Origin of the sequence: Ensifer adhaerens (assembly GCF_020035535.1) — a bacterium.
Lineage (GTDB): Bacteria > Pseudomonadota > Alphaproteobacteria > Rhizobiales > Rhizobiaceae > Ensifer.
Window position 1 is genome coordinate 158,152 of sequence record NZ_CP083351.1, and the last position, 16,804, is coordinate 174,955.

The 16,804-nt window shown below is 59.8% G+C and carries 15 protein-coding genes and 4 pseudogenes; 11 read left to right on the plus strand and 8 right to left on the minus strand.

Annotated elements, in window-relative coordinates; all coding sequences use genetic code 11:
• Window position 1 precedes the first annotated feature (1 nt).
• From LAC81_RS35380 to LAC81_RS35400, 5 genes are all read left to right on the plus strand, one after another.
• Complete coding sequence (locus LAC81_RS35380) at window positions 2–1,294, plus strand: alpha/beta fold hydrolase (RefSeq protein WP_223730864.1); 1,293 nt, start codon at window positions 2–4, stop codon at window positions 1,292–1,294.
• Window positions 1,291–1,968: a TetR/AcrR family transcriptional regulator gene (locus LAC81_RS35385; RefSeq protein ID WP_223730865.1), complete on the plus strand. Its 678-nt coding sequence runs from the start codon at window positions 1,291–1,293 to the stop codon at window positions 1,966–1,968. The genes LAC81_RS35380 and LAC81_RS35385 overlap by 4 nt, the downstream gene beginning before the upstream one ends.
• A 2-nt stretch (window positions 1,969–1,970) precedes the next feature.
• Window positions 1,971–3,314, plus strand: coding sequence for a glutamine synthetase family protein (locus LAC81_RS35390; RefSeq protein ID WP_223730866.1), 1,344 nt, complete (start codon window positions 1,971–1,973; stop codon window positions 3,312–3,314).
• 4 nt (window positions 3,315–3,318) lie between these two features.
• Window positions 3,319–3,825, plus strand: coding sequence for a flavin reductase family protein (locus LAC81_RS35395; RefSeq protein ID WP_223730867.1), 507 nt, complete (start codon window positions 3,319–3,321; stop codon window positions 3,823–3,825).
• Between the two features lie 76 nt (window positions 3,826–3,901).
• Window positions 3,902–5,344, plus strand: coding sequence for an APC family permease (locus LAC81_RS35400; RefSeq protein WP_223730868.1), 1,443 nt, complete (start codon window positions 3,902–3,904; stop codon window positions 5,342–5,344).
• Between the two features lie 4 nt (window positions 5,345–5,348).
• On the opposite strand, the pseudogene LAC81_RS35405 reads toward LAC81_RS35400, so the two are convergent.
• The 5 genes and pseudogenes from LAC81_RS35405 to LAC81_RS35425 all read right to left on the minus strand — a co-directional run bounded on the left by LAC81_RS35405 (window position 5,349) and on the right by LAC81_RS35425 (window position 9,563).
• Window positions 5,349–5,938 (minus strand): annotated as a pseudogene (locus LAC81_RS35405) (hypothetical protein).
• A 605-nt stretch (window positions 5,939–6,543) separates the two neighbouring features.
• Window positions 6,544–6,927 carry a type II toxin-antitoxin system VapC family toxin gene (locus LAC81_RS35410; protein WP_223730869.1) on the minus strand — a complete coding sequence of 128 codons (384 nt, stop codon included), beginning with the start codon at window positions 6,925–6,927 and terminating at the stop codon, window positions 6,544–6,546.
• Complete coding sequence (locus tag LAC81_RS35415) at window positions 6,924–7,124, minus strand: type II toxin-antitoxin system VapB family antitoxin (RefSeq protein WP_223730870.1); 201 nt, start codon at window positions 7,122–7,124, stop codon at window positions 6,924–6,926. Before LAC81_RS35415 ends, LAC81_RS35410 begins: the two co-directional genes overlap by 4 nt.
• 551 nt (window positions 7,125–7,675) lie before the next feature.
• Window positions 7,676–8,434, minus strand: a complete 759-nt coding sequence (locus tag LAC81_RS35420) for a type II toxin-antitoxin system HipA family toxin (RefSeq protein ID WP_235693208.1) — start codon at window positions 8,432–8,434, stop codon at window positions 7,676–7,678.
• 625 nt (window positions 8,435–9,059) lie between these two features.
• A complete protein-coding gene (locus LAC81_RS35425) occupies window positions 9,060–9,563 on the minus strand; it encodes a hypothetical protein (RefSeq protein WP_223730872.1) in 504 nt (167 codons plus the stop codon).
• 323 nt (window positions 9,564–9,886) lie between these two features.
• Here LAC81_RS35425 and LAC81_RS35430 point away from each other — a divergent pair, with 323 nt between their 5' ends.
• Window positions 9,887–10,888: an IS30 family transposase gene (locus LAC81_RS35430; protein WP_223730873.1), complete on the plus strand. Its 1,002-nt coding sequence runs from the start codon at window positions 9,887–9,889 to the stop codon at window positions 10,886–10,888.
• Window positions 10,889–10,989: 101 nt separating this feature from the next.
• Here LAC81_RS35430 and LAC81_RS35435 read toward each other — a convergent pair whose 3' ends face one another.
• Window positions 10,990–11,223 (minus strand): hypothetical protein, encoded by a 234-nt coding sequence (locus LAC81_RS35435; RefSeq protein ID WP_223730874.1) that lies wholly within the window; start codon window positions 11,221–11,223, stop codon window positions 10,990–10,992.
• A gap of 470 nt (window positions 11,224–11,693) precedes the next feature.
• A complete protein-coding gene (locus LAC81_RS35440; protein WP_223730875.1) occupies window positions 11,694–11,843 on the minus strand; it encodes a hypothetical protein in 150 nt (49 codons plus the stop codon).
• 289 nt (window positions 11,844–12,132) lie between these two features.
• Between LAC81_RS35440 and LAC81_RS35445 the strand changes: the two are divergent.
• From LAC81_RS35445 to LAC81_RS35455, 3 pseudogenes are all read left to right on the plus strand, one after another.
• Window positions 12,133–12,396 (plus strand): annotated as a pseudogene (locus LAC81_RS35445) (CopG family ribbon-helix-helix protein); the annotation flags it as partial.
• Window positions 12,397–12,548: 152 nt separating this feature from the next.
• Window positions 12,549–12,853 (plus strand): annotated as a pseudogene (locus LAC81_RS35450) (helix-turn-helix domain-containing protein); the annotation flags it as partial.
• Window positions 12,854–12,966: 113 nt separating this feature from the next.
• Window positions 12,967–13,113, plus strand: a pseudogene (locus LAC81_RS35455) (DUF938 domain-containing protein); the annotation flags it as partial.
• A gap of 91 nt (window positions 13,114–13,204) precedes the next feature.
• Here the strand turns inward: LAC81_RS35455 and LAC81_RS35460 are convergent.
• The gene (locus tag LAC81_RS35460; RefSeq protein WP_223730876.1) at window positions 13,205–14,656 is read right to left on the minus strand and encodes a sensor histidine kinase; all 1,452 of its coding nucleotides are present in this window, start codon (window positions 14,654–14,656) and stop codon (window positions 13,205–13,207) included.
• A gap of 1,202 nt (window positions 14,657–15,858) precedes the next feature.
• Between LAC81_RS35460 and LAC81_RS35465 the strand changes: the two genes are divergently transcribed.
• A complete protein-coding gene (locus LAC81_RS35465) occupies window positions 15,859–16,059 on the plus strand; it encodes a hypothetical protein (protein ID WP_223730877.1) in 201 nt (66 codons plus the stop codon).
• A gap of 172 nt (window positions 16,060–16,231) precedes the next feature.
• Window positions 16,232–16,786 carry a DUF1003 domain-containing protein gene (locus tag LAC81_RS35470; protein ID WP_223730878.1) on the plus strand — a complete coding sequence of 185 codons (555 nt, stop codon included), beginning with the start codon at window positions 16,232–16,234 and terminating at the stop codon, window positions 16,784–16,786.
• Window positions 16,787–16,804: the final 18 nt, after the last annotated feature.

The following is a 16,804-nucleotide window of genomic DNA, read 5'->3' on the forward strand; positions in this document are numbered from 1 at the left end:
CATGGTCGAGGAGCGGGTTCAGGTCATCGGGTTTTCCGCGGCAGAACCTGCCGCGGTCTGGGCAATCGTCGGCAATTTCTGCGGCGCCTGGCATCCCGTTATCGCGGAGATCCGGGCCGAGCGCGATGAACGCGGCGCGCTGATCCGCGCCTTCACAGCGAAGGGTGAGGAGACGCTCTACCGCGAACAGCTGACCTACCGTTCCGACACCGACCTTGTGCTCGCCTATACCCATCTCACAGGCATTGCTGGCGTGGAGCGCTACGACGCCCGGCTTCAGGTCTTTGCCGGCGAGGCGAGCGGCAGCCGCATCGAATGGTCGGCGCAGCTTTCCGCCTCCGCCGAGCGGGCATTAGCGATTGCCGCCGGCACCCGTGCGATTTTCGAAATGGGCCTTGCTGCGCTTGATGGTCTCGTCGGCGATGCGCGGCCGAACAAGCCAGTTGCTTCGGAGGACGAAGCGCCCGCACTGCGAACGCTTTTCATCGACGGCAATGCGCAACTCGCGCTGGCCGTCTCGCCGCAGAAGCCAGGCCCGCTCGTGCTGTTCCTGCATGGCATCGGTGGTGGTCGCGACAATTGGCTGGCACAGCTTCGCGCGGTTGCGCCGACCATGCGGGCCGCCGCCCTCGATCTGCGGGGCTATGGCGAAAGCCGCCTCGGTGCATCGCCAAGCACGGTCGAAGCCTATTGCGGGGACATCCTGCGGGTCGCCGACGCGCTGGGTGTTCAAAAACTCGTGCTCTGCGGTCTTTCCTACGGATCTTGGATCGCCACCTCCTTCGCCATGCGTTACCCCGAAAAGCTGGCGGGCCTTGTGCTCTCGGGCGGCTGCACCGGCTTGTCCGAGGCCAGTGTCGCGGAGCGTGAGGCCTTTCGCACGGCGCGGGAAGCGCCGCTCAATGCCGGCAAGACGCCGGCCGACTTCGCGCCTGCGGTCGTCGATGTGCTGGCCGGCCCGAATGCCGGGGAGGCGGTGCGCCAGGCGCTCTTTGCTTCCATGGCCGCCATTCCGACCTCAACATATCGGGATGCGCTCGCCTGTTTCACCACGCCGCCGGAGCGCTTCGATTTTACCAGGCTCACCATGCCGGTGCTGATGATGACCGGCGAACACGACCGCCTCGCATCCCCGGCCGAAATCCGCGGCGTGGCAAGCCGGATCGTCGAGGCCGCCCCGCGCGCCTCGGTCCGTTTCGAGGTGATCGCGGATGCCGGCCATGTCTGCAATGTCGAGCGGCCCGAGGCTTATAACCGGGTGCTCACGGAATTCCTCACGGAGGTCGCGTCATGACGGCTCTTCCCAAGCGCCAGCAGAACCGCATCCTGCGCGAGCGCCGCATTCTCGACGCCGCCCTCGTCGTCTTCTCGCAGAAGGGTTTCGTCAGCGCCTCGATGGATGACATCGCCGCCGAGGCGGGACTGACCAAGCCGACGCTCTACCAGTATTTCCCCTCCAAGGACGAACTCTTCACGGCCATGATGACCGAGGAGCGCGACCACATGCTCGAATCCTTCGAGTATCCCTCCGCGTCCGGCATGGTCGCCGAACTCTACGCCTTCTCCTGGCACTATGCCGATGTCGTGCTGCGCCCAGATATGCTGAACCTCGCCCGGTTGATCATCGGTGAAGCGCAGCGGCTGCCGGATGTCGGCCGCGCCTACCAGGCCTCCGGCCCCGACCGGGTGCTCGCCGGCATGATCGCCTATCTCGAGCGCCAACGCGCGACCGGCCTGATCGTCTTCGACGATGCCGAACTGGCGGCGGAGGATCTCTGGGGCCTCATTCTTTCAGCGCCGCGCAACAGGGCGCTGCACATTCCCGATGCCGTGCCCGACCGCGCAACCATCGAACGCTATATCCGCAACGGCCTCCGCGTCTTCCTGCGCGCCTATTCCACGGCGCCGGACAAGGACCTTGCCGCCCTTTCATCCCTGACGCCGCCGCCGGCCACCGCAACGGAGTGACCATGACCCTCGACGCCTATCTCGACGATCCCGCCACCCGTTTCGCCACCGTCGCCATGACCGATACGAACGGCCTGCTGCGCGGCCAGATGGTGTCCGTGCGCTCGCTCGCCGGCATTGCGCGCGCCGGCATGGGCATGTCGCCGGTCACCTTCGCGCTCGACCCGACTGACGTCGTGCTGAATATCCCTGGCGTCTCGGACGAAACCTCGGATTTCCACGACGACCCGCTGGTGCTGGATCCCTCCACGGTCCGCCGCCTGCCCTGGTCGAAGCCAGGTCATGACCTCTTGGTGCTCTCCAACTATGGCGGCGCGACGTCGGCACTTTGCCCGCGTTCGCTCCTGACGCGGGTGCTGGCGCGGGCCGGGGAGGCGGGTTATGCGCCGCGCTACGGCATGGAGCTGGAATATACCCTGTTCGACGAGACGCCGGAAAGCGCGCGCGAAAAGGGCTATCGCAACCTCAAGACCGCGACCATGCACAAGAGCCACGACCTCGTGCTGTATCAGGTGCAGCAGACGGAGTGGTACGAGGCACTTGCCGAAATCTGCGAGCCGCTGAAGATCGACCTCGCCAAGATGCATGAGGAGATCGGCGGCGGCTTCCTCGAAGCCTGCATCGCCGCCGGCACGGGCCTTGAGCCGGCTGACCAGCTCGTCCTTCTCAAGAATTTCGTGCGCGCACTGGCGCAGCGGCAGGGCAAATGCGTCACATTCATGCCGCGCTGGACGGAGGAGGCCGACAGCCAGTCGATCCACCTCCATGTCAGCCTCATGGGCAAGGACGGCGGAAAGGTCTTCCACGATCCCGCGGGTAAAAACGGCATGTCGCAGGCCTTCCGCCACTTCATCGGCGGACTGCAGAAATATATCGGCGACATGACGCTGATCTTCCAGCCGAGCGTCAATTCCTACCGCCGCTTCGCGCCCGGCACCTTCGCGCCGCCGGGCCTCACCTGGGGCTTCGAGAACCGCACGACCTGCTTCCGCGTCGTCGGTCATGATGCGGGCTCGCTGCGCGTCGAAAACCGCCTGCCGGGCGCCGACACCAATCCTTATCTGACGGTCGCCGCGACCGTTGCGGCCGGTGTCGCCGGCATCGTCGAGGGCATCGAGCCCGAGCCGGAGGTCATCGGCAACGGCTATGTGAAGGCGGGTGCCGGACCGGATTTCGCCCGCTCCATGCCGGAGGCGATCCAGCGCCTGCGCAGCTCCAGCTTCGCCAAGGACTGGCTCGGCGAGCGCTTCGTCGAGGCCTTTGCCGCAAGCCGCCAGAGCCAGCATGACGAATTCTGCAAGAAAGTACCCGATGTAGAACTGCAACGCTTCTTTGACCTGGGGTAACGCCATGAAACCGGAACTTCGCCTGCAATTCCTCGAAGGCATGAGCCGCGCCGCAACCTTCGTCGCCGTGGTGACGACGGACGGTGAGGCGGGCCGCTTCGGCGTTACGATTAGTTCCCTCACATCGGTCTCGGCCGATGGCGAGCATCCCTCGCTGCTCGCCTGCCTCCATCATATGAGCCCGGTCGCCGCGGCGATCCTGAAAAACCGCTCATTCTGCGCCAACCTCCTCCACGAGGACCAACATCAGGTCTCCGACCTTTTCGCGGGGCGGCTTTCGGCTGGCGAACATGCCGAGCGTTTCGAGCGCACGCCGTGGTCGGCGGGCGACCTCGGCCAGCCGGCGCTCGAAGGGGCGACGGCGAGCTTCCAGTGCCAGGTCGCGACCTCGGTGCTCTGGGAAACGCATCACATCATCATCGGACGCGTCATGAACGTCCGCTTGTCGGAAAATCCGGCCTCTCTGCTCTATGGCCACCGGGCCTATCACCGGGCGGTTCAACTGCCGTAGCGCACATAATAACGAAACGAGGCTGCGGATGCCGGTGGGGTGAGCCGGCGCGTGGGGAACAAAACTGGAGAGACCAATGACTGACGTGACGACGGCGGGGGTAAACCAACTCCGCAGAAATTCGCTGGGGCTGATCGCCGTGACCTTCATGGTCATCTCGGCCGCCGCCCCGCTGACAGGCGTGGCCGGCGCGGTGCCCATCGCCTTCCTGCTCGGCAACGGCACGGGCATTCCCGCGACCTTCCTTCTGATGACGCTGATCATGCTGGCCTTCTCGGCCGGCTACGTGGCGATGTCGCGCCATGTCACCAATGCCGGCGCCTTCTATGCCTATGCCGCGCGCGGGCTCGGTGGGCGCATGGCCGGTGCGGTCGCGATCATCGCGGTGGTTGCCTATAACGCCATGCAATTCGGTCTGATCGGCCTGCTCGGCGGCGTGGCAGCAGGCGTGTTCGCCGGCTTCGGCATCGAATTGCCCTGGTATCTCTGGAGCCTGATCGCCGTCGCGCTCGTCGGCGTCCTCGGTTATCGCCAGGTCGATCTCTCGGCCAAGGTGATGATCGTGCTGGTGTTGCTCGAATATCTCATCGTGCTGCTGGTCGATTTCGCCATTCTGGGCAAGGGCGGGGCGGGCACGCTGTCGTTCAATTTCTTCGACACAACCGCCATGTTCTCCGGCTCGCTGACGGCGGCGATCCTGTTCTGTCTCGGCTCCTTCATCGGCTTCGAGGCGACGACGATCTATGCCGAAGAGGCACGCGATCCGGAAAAGACCATTTCGCGCGCGACCTATTTGTCCGTGTTTATGATCGGCCTGTTCTTCGTCTTCACGACCTGGCTGATGATTGCCGGCGTCGGCGCCGACAAGCTCCTGCCGACCATCGGCGCGCTGCCGGATCCGACCGCCTTCTTCTTCGATCTCGCCGGCACCTATGTTGGCGGCCCGGTGCCGGCCATTGCCGGCCTGCTTCTGGTGTCGAGCCTGTTTGCGGCGATCAGCGCCTTCCACAATTACATCGCCCGCTACAGCTATGTCGCCGGCCGCGAAGGCCTGCTGCCGGCCGCCTTCGGCCGCACGCATGATGCGCACCAGAGCCCGCATGTCGGCTCGGTGGTGCAGACGGTGATGGCGCTGGTGGTGCTGGCGGTCTTTGCCGGTCTGGGGCTCGATCCGGTGCTCAACATGTTCACCTGGATCAGCCAGGTCGGCACGCTCGGCGTGCTCGGCATGATGACGATCACCTCGCTCTCGGTCATCGTCTTCTTCCGCAAGAAGGGTGGCGACGCTCTGGTGCTGACGACGCTCATCTTGCCGGCCGTCTCCGGCTTCGTGATGGCGGCGCTCTTCGTCTACATCTTCATCAACTTCGGCGATCTCACCCAGACTACCGGCGGTTCGCTGGGCATCATCCTGCCGGCGCTGATCCCTCTCGCGGGCATTGCCGGCTTCCTGATGGCGAGCCGCCTCAAGGCGTCCGACCCGGCGGCCTATGCCCGCATGGGCCAGAACCGCGGTTAAGCGTTTACGGCGCCGGCCTGTGCCGGCGCCGCTGATCTGGTCTGATGGACAGAAGCCGCGTCAGCGGATGCTGCGCATCGGCCAGGCCGTCGATGACGTTGAAATGGTGCCTGTCCGGCTCGATGACTTCAGCCGTGGTCGCGCCGAGAGAGACCCGTCCAGATATTGGCGAGCAGCGCGTTCTGCCGCAGGAATTCCGAACGCTCGTTGCCGCCCACCCAGCAGGTGATGCGGGCATTCCGCATGGGCCGCAGCAAGGCGGGGCTTTCCGCCATTGCCTCCGCCTCGTCGATGGCAAGCCTTGCATTCATGGCCGTCGAGAGCATCGGGCGAAGGTCGTGCGACGGTATAACTACTCGCGATCCTGCGGGCGGCCAGATGCGACCACAACTTCTTGTCGAGCTGAAGCCAGAAGCCGCCATGTACGAAGACGATGAGACCCTTGGGCGTGCCCTCTGGCAAGAAGAGATCGAGGCGGTTGCCCGTCCAGTCGCCTTAAGCGAGGTCGAGTTTCGCGCGGCCGGCGGCGGCCGTGTTGCGGAAGGTTTCGGCGGGCTCTACCCAGGCGGCCGGCCAGCGGTCATCGCGCGCGATACTCGCACCGTTGGAATAGGCGTCGTCCCACTCCGAGTCCGGTGCTCCAGCACTGCCGCACTCCCCCTGTGGCGGTTGAAGTCGCCAACAATGGCTAGAGGGGATAAAGCAGATCTTCCTGGTGGCGCGATGCGATTTGCGTTCGATCGACAAGACGTTCACCCGATCGTCGTTAACTGGCGATAGCGTCCGTCTGCGGCCCTCCATTCATCTTGGCGGCGGGCGACGTCGATACGATCGTGGAGCGCCTGGGCGATGCGGTTGATGCCGCGGTTGCCTCCATCTCCTAAGCGTCCCATCTGTCCGACCAAGCGCGATACAGGTGCGATCGGCGGCGCTGTCCGCTGATCGCACGCGCAGATCGTGCTGGCTCTGAGCGGGATGCTCCCTCTACGCGACTTCCTCGTCTGAGATCCCTTGAGGTTATGCGCGTCCGTAGTTCGGTCAGTTCGCAGCCAGAATGAGCTAAGCCGTGCAGACGACAAAACAAATACTAAATCAGATCGCCGCTCATTTACAGCCAACCGCCTTCGGGGTTAGAGCAACCCAAAAATATGGTGGGCCCGGCAGACACGAACCCGCAACGATCATCATCGTTTCAGCATTTAGTTCCGTGAATTGCCAGCCAAATGCAACAGAGCCCCTGCCTTTTCAGCGGCTACCCGCAGCCGCTTGTCTCTGGTCCACAAAGTGGCTCGATGATCAAGGAGAACTGAGGCCAGCAAATGGGCATCTGTGTAGCCAATGCCCATGCTGAAAATGGCGTGCCGATCAATCATCGTCATGACTTCGTCATGGGTTGCGACGAGCGCCTCACGCTGAGCCGCCAGGACGGCCAAGACGTTACTGCGGTCGCGAAGGCTGCCAAGTGCCAGTTCGCCAATCACAGCGGGATGGCAGAGGAGAAGATCGTCTTCAATAATCCTGCGCAACTCACCATCGGCATGCCGAAAATGATCAATCCAGATTGAGGTGTCTGCAAGTATCACTTGGCTGCTGCGCTCCTGCGGCGTGGGGCTGCCTCCGCATTCGGCATAGTTCCCCCGAGCGCGATGAGGCGTTTTCCGGACTCCACCCGAACAAGTGTCTCTAACGCCTGCCGAACCAAGGCGGAGGTTTCCTTCGTGCCGGTCAGGGACTTGGCTCTTTCTATGAGAGTATCATCGAGGTTGATAGTCGACCGCATAATTTGGATCCTTATTTTCCGGCGTTACGAATAGCACCAATTGGTGATGATATCTACGCCTGCGCATGGACCGAATTCAAGATGCTCTAAAGAAGGCAGTCCGGTGAATTCTCAAGCGAACAGAACGCTCGCATTCCCATAGCTTGTGGGGAGGTCGCGTCCTGTTCCGGGTCGGGAGATCCTAACTGAAGTGCAACACGTCGGTTTAGGGTAGGGTTCAGCATCCATCTTGCAAATGTGCCCGGAACGCTTCGGCCGGTGTTCTGTAGTCGAGGCACTTTCTCGGTGACCTGCCACGGGCAATTTCCTCCAGATGGGATTGACCGAGCTGAAGTCGGGGGTTGCTCTGGATTGGCCGGAGCCGAGCCGAACTAGAGAGTTCACGTTGAAATTACGATCCATGCTCATGGATATATGATCAAGGATTGGCATATTGATTATCTTTGAATGTCCAGCTTAATTCTTAGATGGCGAGCCGCGCGTCTCGGGCGCATCACCAACGCGGCTGCAGCATTTGGGTTCGCTGGTTTTGCTCACGAGGAAGTATCCAGTCAAAGTCCTACTGGGGCACTGTCAATGTATCCGTCAAACGCGTAGTCGTTTAGGAACTGACGCCGCCAAAAAAACGTCCGATCGACCCGGCTAAGTTCCGCTTCATCGCAAATTTCACCCCACGCGCGTCGGATGCCCTCGATCAGGCCATCAATGCAGGCCCGCGCGTCCTTGTCGCTGAGAAGAAATGACGGTGCGGAGAGCCGGCAAAGCTCTATCTGGCTCCGCTTGTCGCCCTCATGAATGAGCATCGCTTGGCTTGCTTCTCGCCCCGATCGTGATTGAGGGCATATATCGTAAGCTGGCGTCAGGGAGAGGCGACTACCGTCCCAAAAAGCGGCGTGGTTGCGGGCATGGTCATCCGTGTTGCCGACGAGGATGTTGAAGACCATTCGGTTGAACAGCTCACGCAAGGTCGGCTGTGGTTGTGAGAAGCGTGCGCGAACGATTTCCGCCAAATCAATGTAGCTGGCATAGCGCGCCTCCATTTCCGAAAGCCCAAGAACTGTCAGCGCGGAGGCCATGGCACGTCGCGCCCAACCGTGCTTGCCACGTTCACGATCAAAGCGGCGCACGAGCAATACGTCTTTGCCATTGGCTTTTGCCAATTGCACCGGTGCCACATTCAATCCAGCCACTTCGGCTAGTCGCATCGCCACATACTCCGCCTTTACCACCGCATAGGTGTCGTTTGTCGCGGAGAATTTGGCTATGTACTTCTCGTTCTTTCGGGCGGGCGCCGCCGATGGAACTTCCATGAAACAATGCCTTCTCAAGGGCCGGCGGAATTGGCTCCCCGCGATCGACACGCTCTGCAGCTTCGAGCATTTCCTCAAGCGTGGCATTCTCTTGTTCGCGAGACACGTAACGTTCGGCTGTAGCCTGAAAGTCGAGCGCCCCTATCCGGTCCGAGCCGGAATGAAGCATGAAGTTTGGCGCTCCGCTGTCTGTACCTACTCGACGGCCGAGCCTGCCACTATTGGGCGGCGAGCGCGCTCAGCCGAGCGTTGCTGAGTTTCTCGTCGAGCTTGATACGACTTGTCCGTTTGGCGGGCGGACAATGGCCGTCCGAAAAGCCGGTCGGCCGAGCTCAATCAAGTGAGGAACAGTCAGGCGCATACTGACGTTACTATCATGCCGTTAGTCCAAACTGGCCCTCCGCACGGAGGGCCTCTTTTTTGTCGCTGGCCCTGAACTTAAACCCGGGATCAAAAAAATGGCCCCGAGTGCGCCTCAGGGGCCAAGAAGAGCTGATCCAAACAGGAGCCCCCGTTGGGGAGAGAGGAACTCCTTTTCGATGACCCAGCTCGATCATCGACATCGATAAACGGATTGAGAACGGAGTTGTTCCGTTGCCCTGCATTTATTTTCTTCGGTGCCGAGTCATGCATCCCAGCGGTATGCCGTATCGCTGGAATGCTGCTCAAGCCACACCGCAATTTCGAACAACGACGTTCCATCGTATCGCCCGCTTCTGAACCTTTCGGTCAGATATCGGGCGAGCCGGTCGGCCCGTTTTCCATATCTCGGAATGCTGCACCAGACGCACATACGGTCTAAAGTGCGCTGGAGCATTTGGAGGTCTTCGGGGCTGATCTGGCTATCGGGACCGCCGGCCACCTCTTCGACCGAAACCACCGCGATTTGGTCGCGGGCAACGTCTGACGTCTCGTCGGCGCCAGATCTCAAACTTATGCCAATCGCGTCTTTCAGGACCGCAAGATCCCGAAGGCCTCGTTGGTAATGACCAAGTATGCGGGCTGCGATCGATTCTGCTGCGGCACAGTCGCGCGGGAGGCCTAGCTCGTTCACAATCTCACTGAAGCGCCGATCGACCTCATTCATTTCGTGGGGGAGAAGTGCCTTGGGACTGGCCGTGGAATTCATCGCGCGACCTCCTCAACTGGGGCGAAAGCGCTAATGATCTTCCAGCCGGCGAGGCCCTGGTAACTGCCCACCGATAGAAGTGATATATGTGGCAAACCTAAAATAAGACAGCCCCTGGCGGGGATCAATAGGTTCTCACGACAAACGCGCCTGAGAAAACCTCAGGCGCGTTTGCGATCCGACTACCGAGGGTGCTCCGCGCGCTCCAGCCTGGCAACCGGCATGCGATCGGAATTATGCGATGTCCGGAAGCCTAATGGTACATTCTAATTTGAAGTGCGACATGCCAATGATTTCAATGGTTTCCCCCTGGAGATTTTGGAATGTCCCGACGCTATTCGCAGCTGAATCTGGCCGATCGACGCCGCCTCTTCCACTTTGTCGAACGCAAAGTGCTGATCAAAGAAATGGCGCGCGAACTTGGTCGTCATCGATCGACGATCTACCGTGAGATCCGGCGCAACACCTTCCACGATCGCGAGCTGCCCGACTATAGCGGTTACTTCCCAACCGTTGCTGACGACATCCGCAAAGAGCGGCGGCAGCGTTTGAGGAAGCTCGTGCGGCACCCGCAATTGCGCGAATTGGTGATCGAGCAGCTGAAGGCACTTTGGTCACCGGAACAGATTGCCGGTCGTCTGCTCGCCGATGGCGTGAGCGCCGTGCGGGTCTGCACCGAGACGATCTATCGCTGCATCTACGGCAAGGACGATCAGGCGCTGGAGCTCTATCAGCATCTGTCGGAAGGCCGCCGCAAACGCCGCCCCCGCGGCTCGAGGAAGCCGCGCGACGGCACTTTTCCGGCTGCCTGCAGGATATCGCAACGTCCTGATTTCATTGGTGATCGTTCGCAGTTCGGGCATTGGGAAGGCGACTTGTTGATCTTCCAACGTGACCTGGGCAACGCCAACGTGACCTCACTAATCGAACGCAAGAGCCGCTACACCGTCATGATCAAGAACCACAGCCGGCACTCGCGGCCGATCATGGACAAGATCATCGAAACGTTCTCTCCCTTGCCAGCCTTTGCCCGGCAGAGCTTCACCTTTGATCGCGGCACGGAGTTTGCCGGCTTCAGGGCTTTGGAAGATGGTATCGGCGCGCGGAGCTGGTTTTGCGACCCCAGTGCACCGTGGCAGAAAGGTGCCGTGGAAAACATCAACAAGCGCATCCGTCGGTTCATGCCAGGCGATACCGATCTTGCAGGCGTGTCGCAACGCAAGCTCATCCAGCTTGCTCGCCATCTCAACGACCAGCCGCGAAAGTGCCTCGACTACCGGACGCCCGCCGAAGTGTTCCGCGCACATTTGCAAGAGGGAGGCTGAACCCCTACCCTGAAAACCGGCGTGTTGCACTTCAGTTAGGATCTCCCAATCTACTCCGGGATCCATCTCAAACACGAAGTTGCCGCTGGCGGACCGGACAGTCATCGACTAATCGATAGGAGGTAGTTAGCAATCTCCCGCCTGATCGAATCGCGGTCAGTGTACTTCTCGCAGATGCGGTTAAGCTCCTTTAATACGGCATCCTGTTCGCCTTCGTCACAGATCACGTACATATTGTGACCGACAGCGTTGACGTGCCCCCCTGACGCAATCACACCTTCTACGAACCCCGGACTTTCGTCTTCGCTTAAGCGCACCGGGATGGTTTTGCTCATGCTGACGCTTCCTTCTGCTGAAGAATGCTTCGGGTTGAAAAGCCTATGCAACTATCATGCGAGCCGCAATTGACCCCGGACCATTGGCGGATCGACTACGACCAAGGCCCTACATCGAACGGGCGCGGGCCAAGCAGAGTCCTACTCGAAATTGATTACTTGGCCTTGTGAAGGGCTATCCAGAAAGGAGATGGCTTCGACAGGGCGCCGAGGCCATTCGACTCGATCTATAGGGCTTTAGGTGAGCCAACCTCTGATATGCGGGGGTAGGTCAGGGGTCTCTAAATAACCGGAAAGAAACCGGATCGTTCCAGAAAAGAGGGCTTCGTCAGATTCCGGACGAAAGAATGGCTCCGAAAGGGAATAAGGGGCCAAAGAAAGGATGTGCCGAGCTCCGGTGGTCAACGAGGGACCGGAGACTAGCTTCATAATCCTCAAGCCCGAAACGGTTCCAGCTCGCCGGCGACGTGCTAGACTGGATTATGATCGCTCTGGCCCTCATCAATCGAAGCCTTGCAATGGCTGAACGCCACGTGCTCGATTCTGCGCGCCACATAGCTTCCCAGCGGGAAATTGTCGGCACGCTTGAGGCGCGTGGCGGTGACGCTCGGCTGGCTCACGTCTTACTCGCCACCTTCGAGCAGTCGGCGGCTCTTCATGTTAGAGACCGAGACCGCCTTAGGGAGATGAAGATGTACGCGGAGAAGGTTGCCTTACATCGGATGTTGATAAAAGTGCGTTTGAGCAGACTTCGCGCTCATCGTGCTGCCAAAGAAAATGGCCCCAAAGGTGTCTAGGGGGGCCAAGTGTGTTCCGATCCGGCGGGCCCTAGGCGAAATGGGGAAGCCTAGGACCCGCGCCTGTGGTTCCGGGGAGAATCATGGACGCTCATCAAACGATCGGCGAGGAGATGAAACCGCGAGCAAGCTTGATCAGCTCGTTGGGAAGCTGGATCGGTCCCGCTCTTACATGGCTGCCGAAGCCATCGAGGCTTTCGTTGAGCAGCAGGAATGGCAGCTCGTCGAGATCGAAGCCGGGTTGGCCGAGGCCGACCGGGGTGAGTTCGCCCGCGATGAAGATGTGGCGAAAGTCGTTGGGAAGTACGTCAGGTCTGTCGTCAATAATGAGTGTGAAACGTATTCGCTGGACGCTTCGGGCGTTGCGGCGGCTTGATGAGATCGGCGCGTATATCGAGAAAGACAATCCGGAGTTCTTTGACGTCAATCGCATCGTACTGGGCGTGCGTCCAGCCGGTATGGAGAGTAACTAAACATCCTCAGCGGGCCAGATTTGCGTGTCGCCTAAGGACCAATTCACGCTTGATAGGGGCTGCGACCCAGAGCGGCGGTCTTTTCAAGGAAGATCGGGAACGGATCACGATGGGGAGTGATAGAGCAGGGTCGGCCCTTCACATTCACGATTTTTTCCAGCAGAACCCTTTTCACACGGCAAACCAGATTGTTCACATAGCAGGTCTGCCCGCACCAACGGTCAACGCCGCACTCGCCGATCTAGAGAGAATGGGCATCATTGATGAGGTGACCCGCCGCAAGCGTGGACGATGTTCAGCTATCGACGACATCTTGCAATTCTGAGCGAAGCCACCGATCCCCTTCCTCTTAGTTCATGACAAATAGCTGGGTAGAAGCTTCGGTCTTCACCAAGGCGAGCGATAGTAGGCATTCGGAAGGGTCGGCATATTGCCGCCGTCCGATCGTTTCAGTGGGCTGGAGAGTTCGCGTTTCGTTCGACGCGGCTCTAAGAGAGCGAAACCCAGCCTGGGGTGTGCGTGATATCGCTGATCTTGAACACGCGGGTGAGACCGCGGGGCTTAGCGAAACGATCGAGATGCCTACCAACAACATGTTGTTGGTCTTTCGCCACCGGTAGTGCCTGAACAACAATCGCCAAAGCGTGAGAGCGAGGACGTTCAACGCCAGCCGAACCTTGCATATCCCAATATTGTGAAGAGCTGAAGGAGCTATCGTTTGAGTGCGGTCGTGGGGATCGAGAGATCAAATCGAAGTCCATCAGCTTGATATAAAAGTTGCGCCGCCCCCCCGGTTTGGAAAGATAATGCGCGTTCAATCAATCGCGATCCGAAGCCTTTGCGCGTGGGCGGCAAGACGGGCGGGCCGTTTCGCTCCTTCCATCTCAAGGACAGCCCGCCGACCCGATCCCCCCAAGTGATCTCGATCCGTCCACCGGATACGGAAAGGGCCCCATATTTGGTAGCGTTAGTTGCCAGCTCATGGAAGCCCATGCCCAAACAAAGAGCCAGCGATGAGTCGAGGCGCACATCTCTCCCCTTGATGTTAACGCGGGTCTCGAAATCGTCCTCTGCGACGAACGGACGAAGGCTGCCACGGATTACCTGGGCCAGGTCTGCGCTTTCCCAACTCTTGCATGCCAGAATATCGTGCGAACTGGCCAGCGCGAGGAGACGACCATCCAGTTGGGCCCGGACCTCTGTCTCGGCTGCGCTGTCTTTCAACGTCTCCCTCACGATGACTTGGACCAGAGCGAGGGTGTTTTTTACACGATGATTGAGTTCTCCAATGAGAGTCTTGTTCAATTCTTCGGCCCGGTGGCGCTGTGTTTGATCTCGCATGATCTTGAGGAAGCCCGGCGTGCCCTCCGCTCGGAGCGGCAACATCAAGCCGCTACCCCAAAACTGGGTGCCGTCCTTCCGCACGTGCCAACGCTCGTTTTCAGCCCTTCCGTCGGTCAGGGCTTTGGCGATTTCTTTTTCGGGCTCGCCGGTTTCGCGATCCTGCGAGGTAAAAATAATACGCCCGGGTTGCCCCAGGATCTCGCCGCCCTGATATCCAAGGAGCCGTTCGGCACCCGGGTTCCAGGTAGTCACAAGTCCGCCGCGGTCCATAGTGAATATCGCATAGTCAACGGCGCTGTCTAAGATAAGCTGCATCTGTTCTTCATCAGCCAGCTCCTTTGTTCGATCATGAACAATTCTCAAAAAGCGTGGGGGCTGGTCGCCAGAGGAGCGAATTGCGCGTTCATGGGCGTAAAACCTGCTGCCATCTTTGCGGAGATGCCATCGGTTCGCTTCAAACACCTCGTCAGCGAGCGCCTCGCCCCCCTCGGGCACGCCTGAGCGAGGATCCTCGGGTGTAAAGAGCAACGACATATTCTGACCGATAGCTTCCTCTTCGGTCCACCCGTGCAACGTGGTCGCGCCGGCGTTCCAGAATGTTATTCGGCCCTCAGCATCGGTCTCAATGATGGCGTAGTCGGTTGCACCACGCAGAAGCGCCCGCATCCGGGCAGACTCAAAGGCGGCGGCGTCCGAGATCTTGCTGTCTACCACGGGCGCAGCTTGCCCGGATTCCGTGCGTAGAAGGGCATTCTCGTTTTCCAACGAGGCTATTCTTTCATTGAGGGCTTCGATTTGTTCGGTCGACTTACGGTTCATTGCGGGCCTCCAATTGCATGGCGCCAAGCAATCCTGGTTACAGCTTTTTCTCTAAACCGGTCGCCGTCGCCATATCCAATTTGCGAGTGCTTTTGGCTTGGTGGGTGCTCTTCTGCTCACCGCTATGCTTACCCCGTTGGGCTATGGTGTCAAATTGCGATACATCAGCCCACGCGGTTCACAGGCGCATCGCCGCGATCAAAACCAAGAGTCGATCTTCTTTTCCTGGCAGCAACTAACCTCAAGGATGGACAAGAGACGCGGTCGTGAAGTGATTGCGCCGGCCAAGCGGATGGAGGCAAGGCACCTTTTGCGGCGACTAGATTTCAGAAGCAATTCCGCCACCGGGATCACGGCCGCAGTCGTGGGCTATATCGCGTCGAGATGAGTAAGAGCGGCCGCGGTCGAGCTGCGCATGCTGTAGATTCCGGGCCGAGAAACCGGCGGTCGATGCGTTGGCTGTCGAGACTGGCCGGCTTAGCGTGAGCGCGAAGGCGTCTCCCGAAACCGCATCGCGAAGTAGCGGAGAACAAAAAAGCGACTTACTCGCGGGAATTTTTGATGCATTGAACACGGTCGCGCATATGTTGCTCCCGCCGGCCACAACCTTGTCGTGCTCGACAACCAGCCCGACCGGGACTTGATCTACTCTTCCGTTCGGTTGGTGCCTCTTTCGGTCACGGTCAATTGCGGTCGTGCTTGCCGGAAAACTGAATGACGGCGCGCCGGCCCCGCCGATGTCAAGCGTTGCAGAGGGGTCACTGTTGTCCAGAGACGATGCGACGCGACTTTGGTCAAAGCCGTCACCCTCTCGGAGCCGAATATGTCCACTGACGGCTGATCATAGTGTCGGCATTTTGTGCAATTTGACGCGCCGAGCCTTGGCTTCCTCAACTTTAATGCTGACTGCAGTTCACTGCGCTGCTGGATCACAAGGTAGGCACTGAGGTTATAAGCGCATCAACTAGGCAAAAATGCATGGTTCTGCCCCGTCGGTGCAAGGCTCGGGGCGTCGCAAATGACGATTCCAGTTGCGTAAATGTATCCCGCCTCTCGCGAGTGGACTGCTGTTGCGGCCATGCCGTGATGAGATCCGCGCACACCGTTGAGCGTTGCAATCGAGCTCAGAGCCTCAAGCGAAAGCAGGATCCCTGCGTTCGCAGCCGTTCGCCCGTTTGTTTAGAACAGCCCGGAGCCGATTCATGATCCCTGCCGACGTGACGCGGCAAAGTGGTTTGGCGTACCGGAACCATCCACTGACCGGCCGGTTTGATACGGAGAAAGCAAGCGCGAGCTTGGAAGAAAATGGCGGATCGGAACGAGGCAACGGTTTTGCGACGGCTGAAAAGCGGCTGGCGGTCGCGAACTCCCGTGACGAGCGCTCGCAAAACGGCTGTGCTTGAACGCCTTTGCAAATGGCGAACAAAGAAGGGATTGCTGCGTGATCATCGACCTTCAATTCACGGTCGGACATGGAGCGGGATGTTGGAAGCCTATTCCCTTCACTGTCTCCGACTAAGTTCCCGGGGCTACTTTTGGCGGCGCGCTGTATCAATGCAAACAGGAGTAGAATTCATGGCATCGACAGTCGAAACCGGGGGTACGGGCGCTACTGATACGAGCGATGGTGAAGCGCAGCTCGAGCGTAACATCCGGGCCATCTTGAGGCGGCGATCCCAACAGGAGCAAGCACGAACGACACAGGACCGTGTTGCACAGGGGCTCACGCGCTTTGCCGGTTCGATGACTTTTGTCTATCTACATGTCGCGATATTCGGAGCTTGGATCGTCACAAATCTCGGCATCCTGCCCGGCTCGCCGGTGTTCGACCCGACCTTCGCCGTCTTGGCTATGGTGGCCTCGGTCGAGGCCATTTTCATTTCGACGTTTGTGCTTATCAGCCAGAACCGCATGGCTAACCGCGATGACGAGCGCGACGATCTCAACCTCCAGATCTCGCTTCTGGCTGAACAGGAGGCGACCCATGTGCTGACACTTGTGAGCGCCATAGCAGAACGTCTCGGGGTCAGCTCGAACGTTGACGGTGATATAGGTGGACTTGCCTCTCCGACCACGCCGGAGGAGGTAATCGTCGAACTGGAGCGGCACAAGCGTAAGTTGGAGGACTAGGTCACCAGCCCCTTAGGA